Origin of the sequence: Kribbella sp. NBC_00382 (assembly GCF_036067295.1) — a bacterium.
GTDB lineage: Bacteria > Actinomycetota > Actinomycetes > Propionibacteriales > Kribbellaceae > Kribbella.
Map to the genome: position 1 here is coordinate 8,452,858 of NZ_CP107954.1, position 17,002 is coordinate 8,469,859.

17 protein-coding genes are annotated in these 17,002 nt (G+C 68.1%); 6 read left to right on the forward strand and 11 right to left on the reverse strand.

Annotated elements, in window-relative coordinates; translation table 11 throughout:
- Positions 1-5 precede the first annotated feature (5 nt).
- The 6 genes from OHA70_RS39590 to ald form a co-directional block, all read right to left on the reverse strand.
- Positions 6-395, reverse strand: coding sequence for a hypothetical protein (locus OHA70_RS39590; protein ID WP_164599735.1), 390 nt, complete (start codon positions 393-395; stop codon positions 6-8).
- Positions 380-1,255, reverse strand: coding sequence for a ParA family protein (locus OHA70_RS39595; protein ID WP_328335319.1), 876 nt, complete (start codon positions 1,253-1,255; stop codon positions 380-382). Before OHA70_RS39595 ends, OHA70_RS39590 begins: the two co-directional genes overlap by 16 nt.
- 415 nt (positions 1,256-1,670) lie before the next feature.
- Entirely contained in the window at positions 1,671-2,393 is a 723-nt protein-coding gene (locus OHA70_RS39600; RefSeq protein ID WP_328327019.1) for an alpha/beta fold hydrolase, read from the reverse strand.
- Positions 2,365-3,654: a low temperature requirement protein A gene (locus OHA70_RS39605; RefSeq protein WP_328327021.1), complete on the reverse strand. Its 1,290-nt coding sequence runs from the start codon at positions 3,652-3,654 to the stop codon at positions 2,365-2,367. The genes OHA70_RS39600 and OHA70_RS39605 overlap by 29 nt, the downstream gene beginning before the upstream one ends.
- Positions 3,655-3,662: 8 nt before the next feature.
- Positions 3,663-4,604, reverse strand: coding sequence for a site-specific tyrosine recombinase XerD (xerD, locus tag OHA70_RS39610; protein WP_328335321.1), 942 nt, complete (start codon positions 4,602-4,604; stop codon positions 3,663-3,665).
- Positions 4,601-5,716, reverse strand: a complete 1,116-nt coding sequence (gene ald, locus OHA70_RS39615) for an alanine dehydrogenase (protein ID WP_328327023.1) — start codon at positions 5,714-5,716, stop codon at positions 4,601-4,603. Before ald ends, xerD begins: the two co-directional genes overlap by 4 nt.
- 441 nt (positions 5,717-6,157) lie before the next feature.
- On the opposite strand from ald, the gene OHA70_RS39620 reads away from it, so the two are divergent.
- A complete protein-coding gene (locus tag OHA70_RS39620; protein WP_328327025.1) occupies positions 6,158-6,988 on the forward strand; it encodes an LLM class F420-dependent oxidoreductase in 831 nt (276 codons plus the stop codon).
- Here the strand turns inward: OHA70_RS39620 and OHA70_RS39625 are convergent.
- Positions 6,985-7,422 (reverse strand): cupin domain-containing protein, encoded by a 438-nt coding sequence (locus OHA70_RS39625; RefSeq protein WP_328327027.1) that lies wholly within the window; start codon positions 7,420-7,422, stop codon positions 6,985-6,987. The genes OHA70_RS39620 and OHA70_RS39625 overlap by 4 nt on opposite strands.
- Before the next feature lie 22 nt (positions 7,423-7,444).
- Here OHA70_RS39625 and OHA70_RS39630 point away from each other — a divergent pair, with 22 nt between their 5' ends.
- Together OHA70_RS39630 and OHA70_RS39635 are read left to right on the forward strand one after the other, a co-directional pair.
- Entirely contained in the window at positions 7,445-8,053 is a 609-nt protein-coding gene (locus OHA70_RS39630) for a hypothetical protein (protein ID WP_328327029.1), read from the forward strand.
- Positions 8,050-8,223 carry a hypothetical protein gene (locus OHA70_RS39635; protein WP_328327031.1) on the forward strand — a complete coding sequence of 58 codons (174 nt, stop codon included), beginning with the start codon at positions 8,050-8,052 and terminating at the stop codon, positions 8,221-8,223. Before OHA70_RS39630 ends, OHA70_RS39635 begins: the two co-directional genes overlap by 4 nt.
- 83 nt (positions 8,224-8,306) lie before the next feature.
- Here OHA70_RS39635 and OHA70_RS39640 read toward each other — a convergent pair whose 3' ends face one another.
- Positions 8,307-8,558 carry a hypothetical protein gene (locus tag OHA70_RS39640; RefSeq protein WP_328327033.1) on the reverse strand — a complete coding sequence of 84 codons (252 nt, stop codon included), beginning with the start codon at positions 8,556-8,558 and terminating at the stop codon, positions 8,307-8,309.
- A 7-nt stretch (positions 8,559-8,565) separates the two neighbouring features.
- On the opposite strand from OHA70_RS39640, the gene OHA70_RS39645 reads away from it, so the two are divergent.
- On the forward strand, positions 8,566-11,742 hold the full coding sequence (locus OHA70_RS39645; protein WP_328327035.1) for a GH92 family glycosyl hydrolase: 3,177 nt from the start codon (positions 8,566-8,568) through the stop codon (positions 11,740-11,742).
- 28 nt (positions 11,743-11,770) lie between these two features.
- Positions 11,771-12,514, forward strand: coding sequence for a peptidylprolyl isomerase (locus OHA70_RS39650; protein ID WP_328327037.1), 744 nt, complete (start codon positions 11,771-11,773; stop codon positions 12,512-12,514).
- Between the two features lie 47 nt (positions 12,515-12,561).
- Here the strand turns inward: OHA70_RS39650 and OHA70_RS39655 are convergent, their stop codons facing one another.
- Entirely contained in the window at positions 12,562-13,578 is a 1,017-nt protein-coding gene (locus OHA70_RS39655; protein ID WP_328327038.1) for a saccharopine dehydrogenase NADP-binding domain-containing protein, read from the reverse strand.
- A 71-nt stretch (positions 13,579-13,649) separates the two neighbouring features.
- Between OHA70_RS39655 and OHA70_RS39660 the strand changes: the two genes are divergently transcribed.
- A complete protein-coding gene (locus OHA70_RS39660) occupies positions 13,650-14,594 on the forward strand; it encodes a helix-turn-helix domain-containing protein (RefSeq protein WP_328327040.1) in 945 nt (314 codons plus the stop codon).
- A gap of 3 nt (positions 14,595-14,597) precedes the next feature.
- Here the strand turns inward: OHA70_RS39660 and OHA70_RS39665 are convergent, their stop codons facing one another.
- On the reverse strand, positions 14,598-15,251 hold the full coding sequence (locus OHA70_RS39665) for an NUDIX hydrolase (protein ID WP_328327042.1): 654 nt from the start codon (positions 15,249-15,251) through the stop codon (positions 14,598-14,600).
- The gene (locus OHA70_RS39670; protein WP_328327044.1) at positions 15,248-16,996 is read right to left on the reverse strand and encodes a CTP synthase; all 1,749 of its coding nucleotides are present in this window, start codon (positions 16,994-16,996) and stop codon (positions 15,248-15,250) included. Before OHA70_RS39670 ends, OHA70_RS39665 begins: the two co-directional genes overlap by 4 nt.
- Between the last annotated feature and the right edge of the window lie 6 nt (positions 16,997-17,002).

Sequence of the window (17,002 nt, forward strand, 5' to 3'; positions counted from 1 at the left end):
CCGGCTCACTCCGGAGCCGCGGCCCGGAGGCGCTGCACCAGCACGGAGTCGGGTCCGTGGTCGACGAAATCGGCCAGCAACACGTCGATCGCCTCCCGGACGATCCGGCCGCGATCGGCGGTCAAGCCGTGCTCGGCGCGCAGGGCGAGCCGAGTCTGTTCTAGTCCGAGCAGCTCTTCTTCCGTCACGTACACGGTGATCTTCGTGTCGTGCCGGATCCGTCCACTGGACTTGCGGTCCTCGACCACGGCCGTGCGGCCGCGTCCGTTCGGACCGGGGCGGTCGTCGGCCAGCGACGATCCGTCAGTGGTGGTGCGCTTCTCGGGTCTGGTCTGCTTGGGTGCCGCGCCCCCGAAGAGCTCACTGGCACCTGGCAGGCTTACCCGGCGGGACAACGCGCGAGCACCTCCTTGGCAAGGTCGCGGTACTGGGTAGCCGCAGATGAGGACGGCGCGTACGTCGTGATCGGTTCGCCGACGACGGTGGTCTCGGGGAACTTGACGGTACGCCGGATGACGGTGTGGAAGACGCGCTCGTCGAAGGCCTGGACGACCCGGTCGAGCACCTCCCGGGCGTGCGTGGTGCGGCCGTCGAACATGGTGCCGAGAATGCCGACGATCTCCAGCTTCGGGTTCAGCCGGTCCTGCACCTTGCCGATCGTGTCGGTCAGCATCGCCAGGCCGCGGAGCGCGAAGAACTCGCACTCGAGCGGGACGACGATGCCGTTCGACGCGGTCAGCGCGTTCACGGTGAGCAGGCCCAGCGACGGCGCGCAGTCGATCAGGATCACGTCGTACAGCGGAATGATCGGCTCGAGCACCCGCGACAGCGTGTACTCCCGGGCGACCTCCTGGACCAGCTGTACCTCGGCCGCGGACAGGTCGATGTTGGCCGGCAGCAGGTCGAGGTTCGGCACCTTCGTCGCCTGGATCACCTCGTCCGGGGTGATGTCGCGCTGCATCAGCAGGTTGTAGACGGAGATCTCCAGGTCGTGCGGCTGCACGCCGAGGCCGATCGAGGCCGAGCCCTGCGGGTCGAAGTCGATCAGCAGCACCTTGCGCCCGGTCTCGGCGATCGCGGCGCCCAGGTTGATGGTCGTCGTGGTCTTGCCGACGCCACCCTTCTGGTTGCACATCGCGATCACCTGCGCGGGGCCGCGCCGGGTCGGCGGCAGGACGTCCGGCAGGTCGGGCAACGGCCGTCCGGTCGGCCCGATCTTGCCCCTCGCGCCGTTCGCGTCATTCACAGGGTGCATGTCCTCCGCGGTGAGCTTGGCCGTCGGCCGGGGCATCTCCGCATAGTTACTGGGTGGGGTGACGGTCCGGGGCGGAACCGGGTTCTGCGCCGGGGTCACAACTGGTGTCTCGGCGGGTGGTGCAAGGGGTGTCGCTGTGGGCGTGGCGGGCGCCGGGTCAGGAGTCGACGACATCGGTTCCGTCGACGACGACAGGTGCTGGGTGCCCGGGAATGTCGACTCGTTCATGACTCGTCAAACCTTTCAACCGATACGGGCGATCCCAGCGACTGTAAGCGTGCATTCAAGCACTCTCAACCAGCCACTCCGCAGCCGGGTCGGCCGACCTTCCGGGCACGCCCGATCACCCCGCCAGAGTGACCGACCGTGACGGAATGATCGCACACCGCTGCTGTATCCCCTGCATCGGGGTCTCTCAGTGATCACCCAACCACTCGAGCACGACAGTGGTGAGCAACCCGGCCGCGGCCAGATGGACATCGTGTCCGACGTTCTCCAGCTCGAGCAGCCGGCTTCGTGGGATGGCATCGGCCAGCTCGCGGACAGCGGCGACCGGACAGTACGGATCGTCCGAGCCGATGACCAGCAGTACCGGGCAGGTGATCGCGCTGGCCCGCGACAGGCTGATGTCGCCACCAGCGGCGACGATCTCCCGCAGTGCACCACCCCAGCCGGCCGCCATGGCCCGAGCCCGCTCCGGGCCGTAGGCCTCAGCCAGGTACGCCGCCAGCGGCAGCAACTGCTCGGTCGGCTCGTCCAGCAACCGCTCCAGCGGGCCGAACCCTTCGACCGGCTCGACAACCTGGCCTGCGGCTCCCCAGGCCACTACCGACAGCGCCCTGTCCGGTGCGAGCGCAGCCATCAGCAATGCTGTCTCACCGCCGTCGCTGAAACCGACCAGGTGTGCGGCTCTGACCCCGAGTTGGTCGAGCAGAGCGAGGTACGCCCGAGCGTCTTGGGAGTAGAAGTCAGCGGTGTAGGTCCGCGGCTCCGAGCGACCACAGCCGGGTAGGTCGGCTGCGATGACCCGGAAGCCGTCCCCTAGCGCCTGCCGGAGAGGGTTGAGGTCAGTGATGCTGCCGCCCCAACCAGGGAGCAGCAGGACGGCCTCACCTTGGCCGTTGTCTTCGTAGTACACGGGTGAGTCTTTCTCGGGCGGCGGGGAGGCTGTTGTAGGTGGAGAACCAGCCCAGGGTGACCCAGGCGAGGACGGCTAGGGCCCAGCCGGCGAGTGGGTGGCCGAAGACTGCGATGGCGGCTGCGGCCAGGAGGCTTGGGAGTAGCCAGCCGAGGTACCAGCGGAGCGGGGCCTTGCCAGCGAGGCCGGCGAAGAGACTGGTGAGGAAGTAGAGGGCCAGGCCGCCGAAGAGGTACCAGCGGTCCTTGTCGTGGACATGCTCGGCCGCATCCGGGATCAGAGCGCCGAAGCCGGTTGCGATGGCCACGATCGAGGCGGTGACCCCCAAGTGAGCCGGGAGCGACTGCCACGGCTCCAACGGTGCAGTGGTACGCGGCGCCGGGGTGAAGCCGTACAGGGTGGTCAATTGCCAGAGCATGACCAGCACCAGGAAGGCAGCGAGTGAGGAAGCGACCACCGCGTAGGTCCAGGCCTCTTCGGTGTTCGAGGCAACGACCTGGGCCAGCGCCTCGCCGAGCACGATGATGACGAACAGCCCGAGCCGCTCGTCGAGATGACCCCGCTCCACCTGCGCCACGGAGATGTACGTCGTCGGCACGGTCGGCAGCTGGTCCGGTGTTATCCCGCGCTCGATCAGCCGGGCCAGCCTGCGCTCCTGCTGCCGGTCCTGCTGCTCCTGCCGCTTGCGGGCGCGCTTCGTCATCTCCTCGACCGCACGCGGGTTCCGGGCGCCGAGCATCGAGAAGGCGATGTCCACGGCGATCGCGACTCCCCACAGCCAGTACGCGACCGTGTGCGGCACGAAGAGCGACACCAGCCAGGGCGTACCCATCAGGCTCTGTGTGGCCGGCCAGAACGCGACCACCTGTCCGTCCCGAGCCGCAGACCTGGAAGCGATCGCCCTGCAGACGATGAACGCGACGACGAAGACAGCGGTACGTCCCTTGAGCTCCTCGTGCTCACCGGGAAGCAGCTCCGGCCACACCCCCGGTACGGTCGCCGCCATCACCGCGATGCCGAGCATGGTCCGCAGTACTGCGCGCCGCCGGGTCCGCTCCCCCGCCACGTTCGCGTAGACGCTGGTGGTCGTCCAGACGCTCCAGATCGCGTAGTACATCGCGGCGCAGGCCGCTACCTGCCCGATGCTGTCCGCGCCGTGCAGCCGGTGCGAGATCTGCGCAGCGGCCGCTACCACCGTCAGATCGAAGAACAGCTCCAGCCAGCTCGCATGCCGCTCTTCCGGCGTCTTCTGATCTGCCACGCGCCCAGTTAAGAGGAAGACAGGGCCCTCGGGTGGGAGGTGGCGTACACCTCGCGGAGTTTGTCGACGGTGACGAGTGTGTAGACCTGCGTGGTGGTGACGGACGCGTGTCCGAGCAGCTCCTGCACCACCCGTACGTCGGCGCCGCCGTCCAGCAGATGCGTGGCGAACGAGTGGCGCAACGTGTGCGGCGAGATGTCCTTGGCGATCCCGGCCCGCTCCGCTGCGCGACGCAGTACGGTCCAAGCGCTCTGCCGCGACAGGCGACCGCCGCGGGCGTTGAGGAAGAGGGCATGTGAGCCTCGCCCCCGCTGCACGAGGTCAGGCCGGCCACGGACCTGGTACGCCGAGATCGCATCGCGCGCGTAGCGGCCTACCGGAACGACGCGCTCCTTGCTCCCCTTGCCCCGCAGGAGCACTGTGCCCGTCTCCAGGTCGACCTCGTCCACGTCCAGCCCGACAGCTTCCGAGATGCGCGCGCCGGTCCCGTACAGGAACTCCAGCAGCGCAGCATCCCGAGTAGCCAGTACTGCGGGCTCCGCCTCCGCCCCTGCTGCAGCAGCAAGGATCCGAGTCACCTCATCCACGGACAGTGCCTTGGGCAACCGCTGTGGAGGAGCAGGTGGCTTCACTGCAGCCGCAGGGTCGACAGTGGTCAGCCCCTCACGCAGCAGGAACTTGTGGAAGCCACGGACGGCCACGACTGTCCGCCCCGCACTAGATGCGGTCAGTGGCGGGTCGTCGGCGTCTCCCTCGCGCAGGCGCATCAGGAACTCGCCGATGACGGCCTCGGAGATCCGGCCGAAGCTGTCGATCTCCACGCCGGCCAGGTAGGCGTCGTACCGGCGCAGGTCGCGGCGGTACGACGCCAGGGTGTTGGCGGCCAGCCCGCGCTCGACCGTCAGATGGTCGAGGTAGGAGCTGACCGCACGGGTGATCTCCCGGCTCAGACGAGCACCTCGTCGAGCTTCAGCTGCGGCAGGTCGTGCGCGTCGGCGACCGGGCCGTAGGTGACGTGGCCGGCATGCGTGTTCAGGCCGAGCGCCAGCGGGTGGTCCTGCTTCAGCGCCTCGCGCCAGCCCAGGTTCGCCAGGTCCACGGCGTACGGGAGCGTCACGTTGGTGAGCGCGTACGTCGAGGTGTTCGGCACCGCGCCCGGCATGTTCGCCACGCAGTAGAACAGCGAGTTGTGCACCTTGTAGACCGGGTCCTCGTGCGTGGTCGGGTGCGAGTCCTCGAAGCAGCCGCCCTGGTCGATCGCGATGTCGACGAGAACGCTGCCCGGCTTCATCCGCGAGACCAGCTCGTTGCTGACCAGCTTCGGCGCCTTCGCCCCGGTGACCAGCACGGCGCCGATCACGAGGTCGGCCTGGAGCACCGCCTTCTCGATCTCGAACGCGTTCGATGCGACCGTCCGCAGGTGGCCCTGGTAGGTGCGGTCGGCGTCGCGCAGCCGGGCGATGTTGCGGTCGAACAGCTGGACCTCGGCCTGCATGCCGAGCGCGATCGCCGCAGCGTTCATGCCCGCGACACCCGCGCCGATGATGACGACCCGGGCCGAGTGCACGCCGGAGACGCCGCCCATGAGGACGCCGCGGCCGCCGCCGTTGGCCATCAGGTGGTACGAGCCGGCCTGCGGCGCCAACCGGCCCGCTACCTCACTCATCGGGGCCAGCAGCGGCAGTGAGCCGTCCGGGAGCTGGACCGTCTCGTAAGCGATCGCGGTGGTGCCGGACTCGAGCAGCGCGGCCGTGGTCTCGCGGCTGGCGGCCAGGTGCAGGTAGGTGAACAGCACCTGCTCCTTGCGCATCCGGTGGTACTCCTCGGCCACCGGCTCCTTGACCTTCAGCACCAGCTCGGCCTCGCCCCAGACCTCGTCGGCGGTGGGGACGATCCGGGCGCCCGCCGCGACGAACTCTTCATCGGGGAGCAGCGAACCGGTACCGGCCCCCTGCTCGATCAGAACCTCGTGCCCGTTGCGCACGAACTCGTGCACCCCGGCCGGGGTGATGGCCACCCGGTATTCGTGGTTCTTGACTTCCTTCGGTACTCCGACCTTCACAACTTGCCCTTCTTCCGTATCCAGGTGACGACTCAGGGGATTACGTCCGAGTCGCCGGCGACCCACCTCGCTGTGGTCCGCGGCCCGGGCGTTTCGAGGGGTTGGGAACGCCAGGTCGCTGCCGAGTGTAAGCCTGCCGGGTTCATACCAGCCGACCGGATGGTCTTGCTCACGGCCGACGCGCAGGAACACCGCGTGGCAGTCCGGTTAATCTTTACCGCGCTCTTTCACATCGGCCATTTCTTAACCCGTTCAGCTACTTTCCGGTACCCCTTCGGGAAACGCCGGAAGGTTGACCACTGAATGAAATCGGGGCGGCCGGGATTGCGTCCTACCTCTACGCTTGGACCTGCCATCGTTGCCAGGTGAGGAGATCCAGGCTGGAACGACGGTCCGCCCGCTGTCGCCTGTGTTGAGACGTACTGACGAGAGGAGCACGACGTGGCGGTCGATCTGGGACGGTTCGGGGTCTGGCACCAAGCGCACAAGTGGGGGCCCGAGCTTGCCGCCGGGGTTGAGCAGGCGGGCTACGGCACGCTCTGGCTCGGTGGCTCCCCGACGGAGGACCTGCGGGACGCCGAGGTGCTGCTCGCCTCCACCACCAACGCGGTGGTCGGCACCAGCATCGTGAACATGTGGAAGGCCGACCCCGCCGTACTGGCCGAGTCCTACCACCGGCTCGAAAGCGAGCACCCCGACCGGTTCCTGCTGGGCGTCGGGATCGGGCACCGGGAGCACACCGGCAACTACAAGACGCCGTACGAGACGATCGTCGACTACCTGGACGCGCTCGACGACGGCAAGGTCCCGGTGGACCGGCGAGTGCTGGCAGCCCTCGGCCCGCGCGTACTGAAGCTGTCTGCCGAGCGGAGCGCCGGTGCGGTCCCCTACCTGACCACTTCCGAGCACACCCGGCAGGCCCGGGAGACGCTCGGTGCCGGGGTACTGCTCGCGCCGGAGCAGAAGGTGGTGCTGGAGACCGACGACGACCTCGCCCGGGCCGTCGCCCGCGACTACCTGGCGACCTACCTCAAGCTGAGCAACTACACGAGCAACCTGAAGCGGCTCGGCTTCAGCGACCACGACTTCGCCGACGGCGGCAGTGACGACCTGGTCGACGCCCTGGTGCTGCATGGGACCGCGGTGGAGGTCGCCGAGGGTCTCAAGGCGCACCTGGACGCCGGAGCCGACCAGGTCGTCGTACAGCAACTGGGCAAGGAAGGCCCCGACCTGCTGCCTGGCTACGAGGCGCTGGCGACCGTACTGGTCTAACGCAGGGTGAAGTCGGCGAAGTCGAAGCCGGGCGACACGATGCAGGAGACCAGTACGGGCTGATCGCCTGCCGGTCGCGCAGCCTGCCAAGCACCCGCCGGTACTACGGCCTGCGGGTGCTGGCCGGCTTTCACGTCTGGGCCGAGCGTGATCGGATCAGGCTCACCAGGGTCGTCACCGGTACCACCGAGGTCGAGGGTCAGCGGTCCACCGCTGTGCCAGAGCCAGATCTCGGCCGACCGCACCCGGTGCCAGCGCGACTCCTCCCCCGGCGCCAGCAGGAAGTAGATGGCCGTGGCACTGGCCCGCTCCCCGTCGTACCCGTCGGGCTGGAAGGACACCTCCGAGCGCCACGTCTCCCGGAACCACCCACCCTCCGGATGCCGCTCCAACCCCAGTACTTCAGCCAGCTCTGGCTGCTCATCAAGTGACATGCTCCGACCGTAGCCTTCGGGCATGAACGAGTACCCGAGCGACTACCACCGCAGGCTCCCGTATGGCGAACGCATGTCAGCCGATCCCGTGCTGGGCGGACCGTTCTTCCCCTTCGAGGGCGACCTCCAGGTCGTCCCACTGGCCGAGCCGGTACTACCTGAGCCACCCCGCGCAGGCGAGCCCGAGGCCGGGCCCTGTCCGACCTGCGTCGACCCGGAGAAGGATGCGATCTGGGCCGACCAGCAGTGGGTGCTGAAGGCCATCCAGCCCAGCGGACTGCCGATGGTCGCCCTGATGGTGCCCCGCGAGCACTTCCGCCTGGACGAGCTGCCTGCCGAACTGACGGCGACCCTCGGCCCGATGATCCAGCGCACCGCAGGAGCCATCCGCCGGATCCCCGGAGTCGGCCGTACCCACTTCAATCGCTGGGGCGACGGCAGCGAGCACTTCCACATCTGGTTCCTGGCCAGGCCGCTCGGCATGATGCAACTGCGCGGCGCGATGATCGCGGCCTGGGACGACCTGCTGCCGTCGATCCCGGACGACGAGTTCCTCGCCAACGCCCGCACGGTGGCGGCCGCGCTCGCCGAAACCTCCGGCGAACCTCTCGGGAAAGGCCTCGGCGAATGATCAACGGAGCGCACGTCATCATCTACAGCCGGGATGCCGAGGCCGACCGCGCCTTCCTGCGCGACGTGCTCGGCTACCCGCACGTCGACGCCGGACACGGCTGGCTGATCAAATCTCGGGCTCTACCAGCCGCATCACCAGCCTGCCTACGACCTCTGAGGCAGCGGTAGCGCTCCGGGGTCGCGGAGTTGCGGATCGTGGGTGATCCCTTGACGGTGGTCGGTGGCTCGGGTATTTCTTGCTGACAACGATGTCACGCCGCCCGTGAATCGACGTCGAAGGTGGGGAACCCCTTGAAGAAGTCCGCCCTGCGCCGCCGCGCGTCCGTAGTACTGGCTGGGTCTTTGATCGCAGCCGTCTCGCTGACAACCTCAGCACTCGCCGGGCCCAGTCCGGCGCCACCAAGTCCAAGTGGGAAGGCCTGGCCGACCACTGCCACACCGGACACCACTCCGCCCGGCCTGCGCGCCACCCCGCAAGCCACCGGCACGTCGCGGATCACCACCAGTTCAGTGGACCCGACAGACCATGTCGACCCGCTCATCGGCACGACCAACGCGGGCAACGTCTTCCCTGGCGCAGTGACTCCGCAGGGGATGTTCTCCTTCAGCCCGGAGACGAGCAGGGGCAACGCGTACCGCACCGCAGCGCCCGGTGGTTACCTGTACTCCGCCACGAAGATCCGCGGCTTCAGCCTGACCCACATGTCGGGTACAGGCTGCGCCGGCGGCTCCGGCGACATCCCGATCCTCCCGTACGCCGGTGAGGTCACCACCTCTCCCCAGGCAGACGCAACCGACGCCACCTACGCCAGCACGTTCTCCCACGCCAATGAGGTGGCCAAGCCCGGCTACTACAAGGTGGGACTCGACTCCGGCGTCACCACCGAGCTAGCGGCTACTCCACGCACCGGCTCGGCCAAGTTCACCTTCCCGGCCGACAAGGCCTCGTCCCTGCTCTTCCGGACCTCCAACTCCGAGGTGGGCAGCAGTGACGCCCAGATCTCGATCGACCCGGCCACCCGGACCATCACCGGCTCGGTGACCGCCGGCAACTTCTGCGGCTACCTGGCCTCGGTCGGCCGTCGCAGCTACTACACGCTGCACTTCGTTGCCCAGTTCGACCAGCCCTTCGCCAAGACGGGCACCTGGAAGGACACCACCGTCACCCCGGGCAGCACGAGCGCCCAGGGCGGTACGACGTACGGGCCGGACGGCTGGATGCCCGCCAACAAGGGCTCCGGCGGATACGTCGGCTTCGACGCCAAGACGGTCAACATGCGCATCGGCATCTCCTACGTGAGCCAGGAGAACGCGCAGGCCAACCTGACAACGGAGAACCCGACCGGCACGTCGCTGGAGACCACTGCGGCCAAGGCGAAGCAGGCCTGGCGCGACCAGCTCAACAAGATCCAGGTCGACGGCGGAACGCCCGCAGCGCGCACCACCTTCTACACCGCGCTGTACCACGCACTGCTGCACCCGAACCTGTTCAGCGACGTCAACGGCGAGTACTGGGGCTTCGACCAGAAGAAGCACCGCGTCAAGGGAGTACAGGAAGCGCAGTACGCGACCTTCTCCGGTTGGGACGTCTACCGGTCGCAGGTCCAGCTACTGACACTCATTGAGCCCCGCAAGGCTGGAGACATCGCCCAGTCGTTGCTCAACCAGGCCGACCAGAACGGCGGCATCTGGGACCGCTGGACCCACGCCTCGGGCAGTACCGCCGTCATGACCGGCGACCCGGCCGCACCAGCAGTGGCAGGCATCTACGCGTTCGGCGGTACCAACTTCGATGCCCGTGACGCCCTGAAGTCACTGGTGAAGGCTGCGACCGTACCGACCGCCAAGGACCTCAGCTCCGCGGGCAAGCCGGTCATGTCGATCGGCCAGCGCCCGTCGCTCGACAAGTACCTGGCCCTGCACTACATCCCCACCAAGTCGAACGCGTGGGGTGGCGCCGTCGAGACGCTCGAGGACACCACCGCGGACTTCGCGATCGCGCAGCTGGCGTTGAAGACCAACGACAGCAAGACCTATGACCAGTTCCTCAAGCGGTCGCAGTACTGGCAGAACGTCTTCAACCCGGAGAACGGCGGCTACATCCAGAACCGGGACGAGAACGGCGCCTGGCCGGGCTTCGAGCCGGCGACGCAGGACGGGTTCGCCGAGGGCAGCAGCGCGCAGTACACGTGGATGATCCCGCACAACCGTGCCGGGCTGTTCGACGCGATGGGCGGCCAGGCGAAGGCGAGCCAGCGGCTGGACGCGTTCTTCAAGGACCCGAACGGCAACTGGGCTCTGACGCACTCGGGCGACCTGCATGCAGAGATGGACAACGAGCCGTCGATCAACACGCCCTGGATCTACAACTACACAGGCCAGCCGTACAAGACGCAGGAGACGCTGCGGCAGGCCATGACGCAGCTGTGGAACACCACCACCGGCGGCATCCCCGGCAACGACGACCTCGGCGCCATGTCGTCCTGGTACGTGTGGACCGCGCTCGGCCTCTACCCCGACGTCCCGAGCCGTGCGGACCTGCAGGTCGGCGCACCGACCTTCACGCACGCGATCATCCACCGCGACCACGGCAAGTCGATCGAGATCACCGCACCCGAGGCGCCGGCGCAGTACGTCCAGAGCCTGAGCGTGAACGGCCAGAACTCGAGCAAGGCGTGGCTGGACGAGGACTTCGTCAAGCACGGCGGCACGCTCGACTTCCACCTCGGTACTACGCCCAACACCTCGTGGGGTAGCGCAGCCAAGGACGCACCGCGCTCCTGGCGGACCGGGGAGATCCCGTTCCAGACCTCTACCGACACCAGTCGGGTAGTAGTCGCTCCTGGCACCACTAGCGACCCAGTGGCCATCCAGGCGCACCGGCTCAACGGAAACGCGACCAGCGTCAAGTACACCGTGACAACGCCAGCCGGACTCACCGCGTCACCTGCAAGTGGCACATTCACGGTGGACCCAGCCAGTGGCGTAGGCAGTGCACCAGTGACCATCTCGGCAGCCGCCGGTACTCCGGACGGCCGCTACTCGGTCACTGTGGCCCTTCAGGCAGCAGACGGCACAGCCCTCCCCCGGCTGGGCTTCACCGTCGTTGTGGGCGAGCCGAACTCCTTCTCCGTACTCCGGGAAGGTGTAGCGGCCTCCGATGACGCAGGCGACCACAACGAGGCCGACTACGACGGTGGTGGCGTCAGCTACTCCCGGCAGGCTCTCGCTGCGGCAGGACTCGCCCCTGGCGCCACTGTCACCAAGGAAGGCCTGACGTTCACTTGGCCCGCAGTACCGGCTGGTGATCCCGACAACGTGCCTGCGGACGGGCAACTGCTCAATCTGAACCTCCCCGCGAGTGCTACCAAGCTGTCCTTCGTCGGCAGCGCGGTGAACGGCAACCAGCAGACGACCGCCACGCTGACGTACTCCGACGGCAGCACCGGACCGATCGACCTGTCGTTCAGCGACTGGACCCTCGGTGGCGGCGGCGACACGATCCACTTCGGCAACCTGATCGTCGCGACCACGCCGTACCGGAACGAGGCAGGCGGCGGCAAGGACAATGTCACCACGCACATCTTCGCTACCGCGCCGTTCACCTTCCCGGCGGGCAAGACACCGGTTAGCGTGACGCTGCCGAAGAACCGCGACCTGCGGATCTTCACGCTGGCCACCGGCTGATCCCGAACGCCCTGAAGGAGAACGATCGATGAGAGCCACCAGAATCATGGCTTGCGCGGCGCTGACCGTCGCAGGCCTGGTAGCACCAGCCGGTACTGCGCTGGCTTCGCCCGCGACGGTTCAGGCCGCCGCACCGGTGAAGACCACCAGCGGTCCCTGCGGGTACACCTCGACGCCGGACGACCCGTCGCCGCGGCCGGTGTCGCTGCCGCCGGACCCCAAGCACACGCCGGACAAGGGCATCGTCAAGGTGCTGCTGGCCACCAACCAGGGGCCGATGCTGCTGTCGCTGGACCGGGCCAAGGCGCCCTGTACGGTGCAGAGCTTCCTGCACCTGGCCAAGAGCCGCTTCTACGACTTCACCACCTGCCACCGGCTGACCCTCTACGACACCCTCAAGGTGCTCCAGTGCGGCGACCCGACCGGTACCGGTGAGCGCGGCCCGGGCTACTCGTACAAGGACGAGCTCCCGACCGACCTGCCGAACTGGCCGGGCGACACCACGGGTACCCGCAAGGTCTACGCCCGCGGCACCCTGGCGATGGCCAACGCCGGCCCGAACACCAACGGAAGCCAGTTCTTCCTGGTCTTCGCCGACTCCCGCCTGCGCCCCGACTACACCGTCTTCGGCTCAGTAGACCGCCTCGGCCTCAAGGCCCTGGACCGGGTAGCCGCAGCCGGCGTCAAGCCCACCCCGGAAGACCCGGCCCCGGTAGACGGCGCCCCCAACCGCAAGACCGACATCCTGCTGGCCCTCCGCTTGGGCTTCTGACAGCAACCACTGAATGCGGCCGCCGGGGCTCCCCCGGCGGCCGCGTTCTATTTCACCGACAGGACGGGGGCGAGCGCCTGGAGGAAGTCCTCGGCGTGGAAGATGCTTCCGGCCGAGGCGACGCCGGTAGTGCGAGTGCGTCCGGTCAGGATGCGATGGACCGCCTCTACCGCCAGGGGTGCGGTGATGGCGTAGATGTCTTGGCCGTGAGCGGTGAGGCGGCGTTCTATGTCGCCTGCCCGGACTCGGACGTCCACTGCGAAGGTCTGGTCCGAGCGGCCCTTGCCGTCGGCTGCCACAGGCTCTGGAGTGCTCTCGTCCGACAGGTCCTTGGCGGCCTCGACTGACATGTAGGTGCGGACCTCTGGGATCTGCAGGTGACTAGGGATCGTCACCACGTCGGCCATGGTGAACTCAGCGATCACCTGACGCACGCCTAGCGGCTCCGGGAAGCTCCAGGCCTCCTGCACCGGCTGGTCGTCGTGGTACTGCAGCCGACCATCGCTGAAGCGGAGTCGGCGGCCGGCGCGGCGGTCGTGGGAGATGGCGCCTGCGCTGCGGGTGCCGGGGGTGGGGTGCCAGCTGGTCAAGCCGTAGGCGATGTGAGCCTCGTCGGCAGTGGTCCAGTCGCCCATGGCTGCCGACACGAGCAGGTCGCCCAGTCCGCCGTAGAAAGCCATCGCCGGTACTACGGCTACGCCCGCCTCCGCCGCGGCCTTTGCGTAGTTGGCGAACATGTCCGCGTTGGCCTCGATCTCGGCCGCGACATCGACGTACGGGATGCCTGCGCGCAACGCGGCCTCGACCACTGGGCCTGCCGTCACAGCGAACGGCCCGGCCGCGTTGATGACCGCCGCGGCGCCGTCGAGCGCGCGGTCCAGCGAGTCCGGGTCATCCGCTGTCGCCGGGCGCACGGTCAGCCCGTCGTACTCCTTGGCCAGTACTTCGAGCCGCCCCGCGTCCCGGCCCGAGAGGATCGGGACGAAGCCGCGCTCGACCAGCTCCGCGACGATGAAGCGGCCGGTGTGCCCGGTCGCGCCGTAAACCACCACTGTGTTCTGCATGCCTCCACTCTCGCTGGGATCCTGTCTCTTCCGTGAGAGTCCGAAACGACAGCATGCGTACACTTTCGGACATGCATACGATCGCGATCGCGACCGCGGGTCACCTGCTGCATTTCGAGCTGGCGGTGGCGTACGAGATCTTCCGGACGCCGCCGGAGGAGGTGGCTCGCGAGGACTGGTACGACGTACTGCTCTGCGGCCCTGGACCCGTCGACATCGGGCCGTTCACGCTCGCACCGGAGTACGGGCTGGAGCAGATCGTCACTGCCGACACCGTGCTCGTACCGGCCTGTGCAGACGTCGACGTACCGCCGCCGGCCGAGCTGGTCGATGCGATCCGCGCAGCACACGACGCTGGTGCCCGGATCGCCTCGCTCTGCACAGGTGCCTTCGCACTCGGTGCTGCGGGGCTACTGGACGGCAGGCGCGCCACTACCCACTGGGCGCACACAGTGGAGCTCATTGCTCGCCATCCTGAGGCCACTGTCGACCCGGACGTGCTCTACACAGACAACGGCAGCGTGCTCACCGCTGCAGGCAAGGCGGCTGCAGTCGATCTCTGCATCCACCTGATCCACCTCGACCACGGTGCCATCATCGCCAACACGGTCGCTCGCCGCTTGGTTATGCCGCCGCACCGCCCCGGCGGTCAGGCGCAGTTCGTCGCCACCCCGATGCAGCCCTCGGGCGAGCACCTACTGGCCGGCGTACTCGCCTGGGCGCAGCAGCGGCTGGACCAGCCGCTCACTGTCGTCGACCTGGCCAAGCAGGCGAGCATGAGTACTCGGAACCTCGGCCGCCAGTTCCACTCGGTCACTGGTCAGACCCCACTCCAATGGCTCCTGACCCAGCGCGTACGCCGCGCGCAGGAGCTCCTGGAGTCCACCACCGGCAGCATCGAGTCAGTGGCCACAGCAACAGGCATGGGCACGGCCACAACGCTCCGCCGCCAGTTCAAGCGGGTAGTAGGCGTCCCACCAGACACCTACCGCCGCACCTTCCGCACGCCGGCCTGAAGCTCAGTCCTTAGCGGGCCAAGGCGAGTCAGCCGGCCGCAGGTTATCGAACCCAGGCCCGTTGAGCGCAGCCCAAGCCGACAACGCACCCATCACCAAGATGGGGTTGTGCAGATCCCCAGCCAGCACTGCGCCGACGACGTCGACCAGCGGAGCCCACACGGTCTCCATGTCGGCTTCCTCGTGGAGGCGGTCGTAGGTCTCAGGCGCCTCCGACAGCTCGCGCGCCAGGAAGATACGCACGGCCTCGTTGGTCAGCCCCGGGGACGTGAAGGCATCCACCAGCACCCGCCAGTCAGCAGCCTTGGTAGCCGCCTCTTCCCACAGCTCCCGCTCGGCCCCGAGCTGGTACGCCTCACCAGCGACGTCGAGAAGCCCAGCAGGCGGCTCCAGCAGCCGATACCCCACCGGATGCCGGTACTGACGTACCAGCAGCATCCGATTGTCAGGATCCAACGCCACCACCCCGACAGCACCAGGATGGACAACCACGTCGCGGGTGAAGGTCTCACCACCGCCCGGCGGGACGATCTGGTCGCGGCGGACCGAGATCACCCGCCCAGTGGAGTGCACGACCTCCGAGGAGGAGACCTCCCACGACTCTCGCGAGTCGGCCAGCCCGGCGCCGAAGCGGAGTACCGGGTGGTCGGTCGTCACGCCTTCGCCGTCTCTACAACAGCCGGCTCAGCCTTGGCGCCCTTCGACCCCGCAGCCTTGGAAGCGGGCTTCTTGGTCAGGTCCTCGACCGGCAGCCGCGACTCACGCTGGCGGACCAGCGCCGCCGAGATCAGCCCGGAGAACAGCGGGTGCGGCTTGGTCGGCCGCGAGCGGAGCTCCGGGTGCGCCTGGGTGGCGACGAAGTACGGGTGCTTCTCCCGGTCCAGCTCGATGAACTCGACCAGCTCGTGGTCCGGCGACAGCCCGCTGAACACCAGCCCGGCGGCCTCCAGCTTGTCGCGGTAAGCGTTGTTGACCTCGTACCGGTGCCGGTGCCGCTCCTGGATCGACGGAGCGCCGTACAGGCCGCGGACGATCGAGCCCTCGGCCAGGTTCGCCGGGTACAGGCCGAGCCGCATCGTGCCGCCGAGATCGCCGGTGCCGTCGACGATGTGCTTCTGCTCCTCCATCGTCGCGATCACCGGCTGCTCCGCGTCCGGGTCGAACTCTGTCGAGTTCGCTTCGGTCAGTCCGGCCAGGTCGCGGGCCACCTCGATCACCATGCACTGCAGGCCGAGGCAGAGTCCGAGGATCGGTACGCCGTTCTCGCGGGCGTACCGGATCGCGCCGATCTTGCCCTCGATGCCGCGGACGCCGAAGCCACCCGGGATGCAGACCGCGTCCACGTCACCGAGCAGCCGCGCCGCACCCTCGGGAGTGGCGCACTCGTCGGAGGGGACCCAGCGCAGGTTGACCTTGGCGTCGTTGTCGAAACCGCCGGCCCGCAGCGCCTCGGCGACCGACAGGTACGCGTCCGGCAGGTCGATGTACTTGCCGACCAGCGCGACCGTGACCTGGTCGGCGGGGCTGTGCACGACCTTCAGCAGTTCGTCCCAGCGGGTCCAGTCGACATCGCGGAACGGCAGGTTGAGGCGGCGGACGACGAACGCGTCCAGCCCCTCGGAGTGCAGCACCTTGGGGATGTCGTAGATGCTCGGCGCGTCGGCCGCGGCCACCACGGCCTCGACGTCGACGTCGCACATCAGCGAGATCTTGCGCTTGACGCTGTCCGGGATCGGCCGGTCGGCCCGGCAGACGATCGCGTCCGGCTGGATACCGATCGAGCGCAGCGCGGCGACCGAGTGCTGGGTCGGCTTGGTCTTCAGCTCGCCGGCCGGCGCCATGTACGGCACCAGCGAGATGTGCAGGAAGAAGACGTTGTCGCGGCCGACGTCGTGCCGGACCTGGCGCGCGGCCTCGAGGAACGGCAGCGACTCGATGTCGCCGACCGTGCCGCCGATCTCGTGCAGCACCACGTCCACGTCGGCGCCGGCCATCGCCAGCATCCGTTCCTTGATCTCGTTGGTGATGTGCGGGATCACCTGGACGGTGTCACCCAGGTACTCGCCGCGGCGTTCCTTCGCGATCACCGACGAGTAGACCTGGCCGGTGGTGACGTTGGCGACCTGGGACAGGTCCCGGTCGAGGAACCGCTCGTAGTGCCCGATGTCCAGGTCGGTCTCGGCGCCGTCGTTGGTGACGAACACCTCGCCGTGCTGGAACGGGTTCATCGTGCCGGGATCCACATTGAGATAGGGATCCAGCTTCTGCATGGTCACCCGGATGCCCCGTGCCGTCAGCAGGCTGCCGAGGCTTGACGCTGTCAGCCCCTTGCCGAGACTGGAGGCGACGCCACCGGTGACGAATACGTGCTTGGTCTGCTGCCCGAACGAAGCTCTGTCCACGGGCTT

Coding starts and splice junctions, on each gene's coding strand:
- OHA70_RS39635 (WP_328327031.1), top strand. CDS start 8,050: ATGATCAACGGAGCGCACGTCATCATCTACAGCCGGGATGCCGAGGCC.
- OHA70_RS39650 (WP_328327037.1), top strand. CDS start 11,771: ATGAGAGCCACCAGAATCATGGCTTGCGCGGCGCTGACCGTCGCAGGC.
- OHA70_RS39630 (WP_328327029.1), top strand. CDS start 7,445: ATGAACGAGTACCCGAGCGACTACCACCGCAGGCTCCCGTATGGCGAA.
- OHA70_RS39660 (WP_328327040.1), top strand. CDS start 13,650: ATGCATACGATCGCGATCGCGACCGCGGGTCACCTGCTGCATTTCGAG.
- OHA70_RS39595 (WP_328335319.1), bottom strand. CDS start 1,255: ATGCACCCTGTGAATGACGCGAACGGCGCGAGGGGCAAGATCGGGCCG.
- OHA70_RS39655 (WP_328327038.1), bottom strand. CDS start 13,578: ATGCAGAACACAGTGGTGGTTTACGGCGCGACCGGGCACACCGGCCGC.
- OHA70_RS39625 (WP_328327027.1), bottom strand. CDS start 7,422: ATGTCACTTGATGAGCAGCCAGAGCTGGCTGAAGTACTGGGGTTGGAG.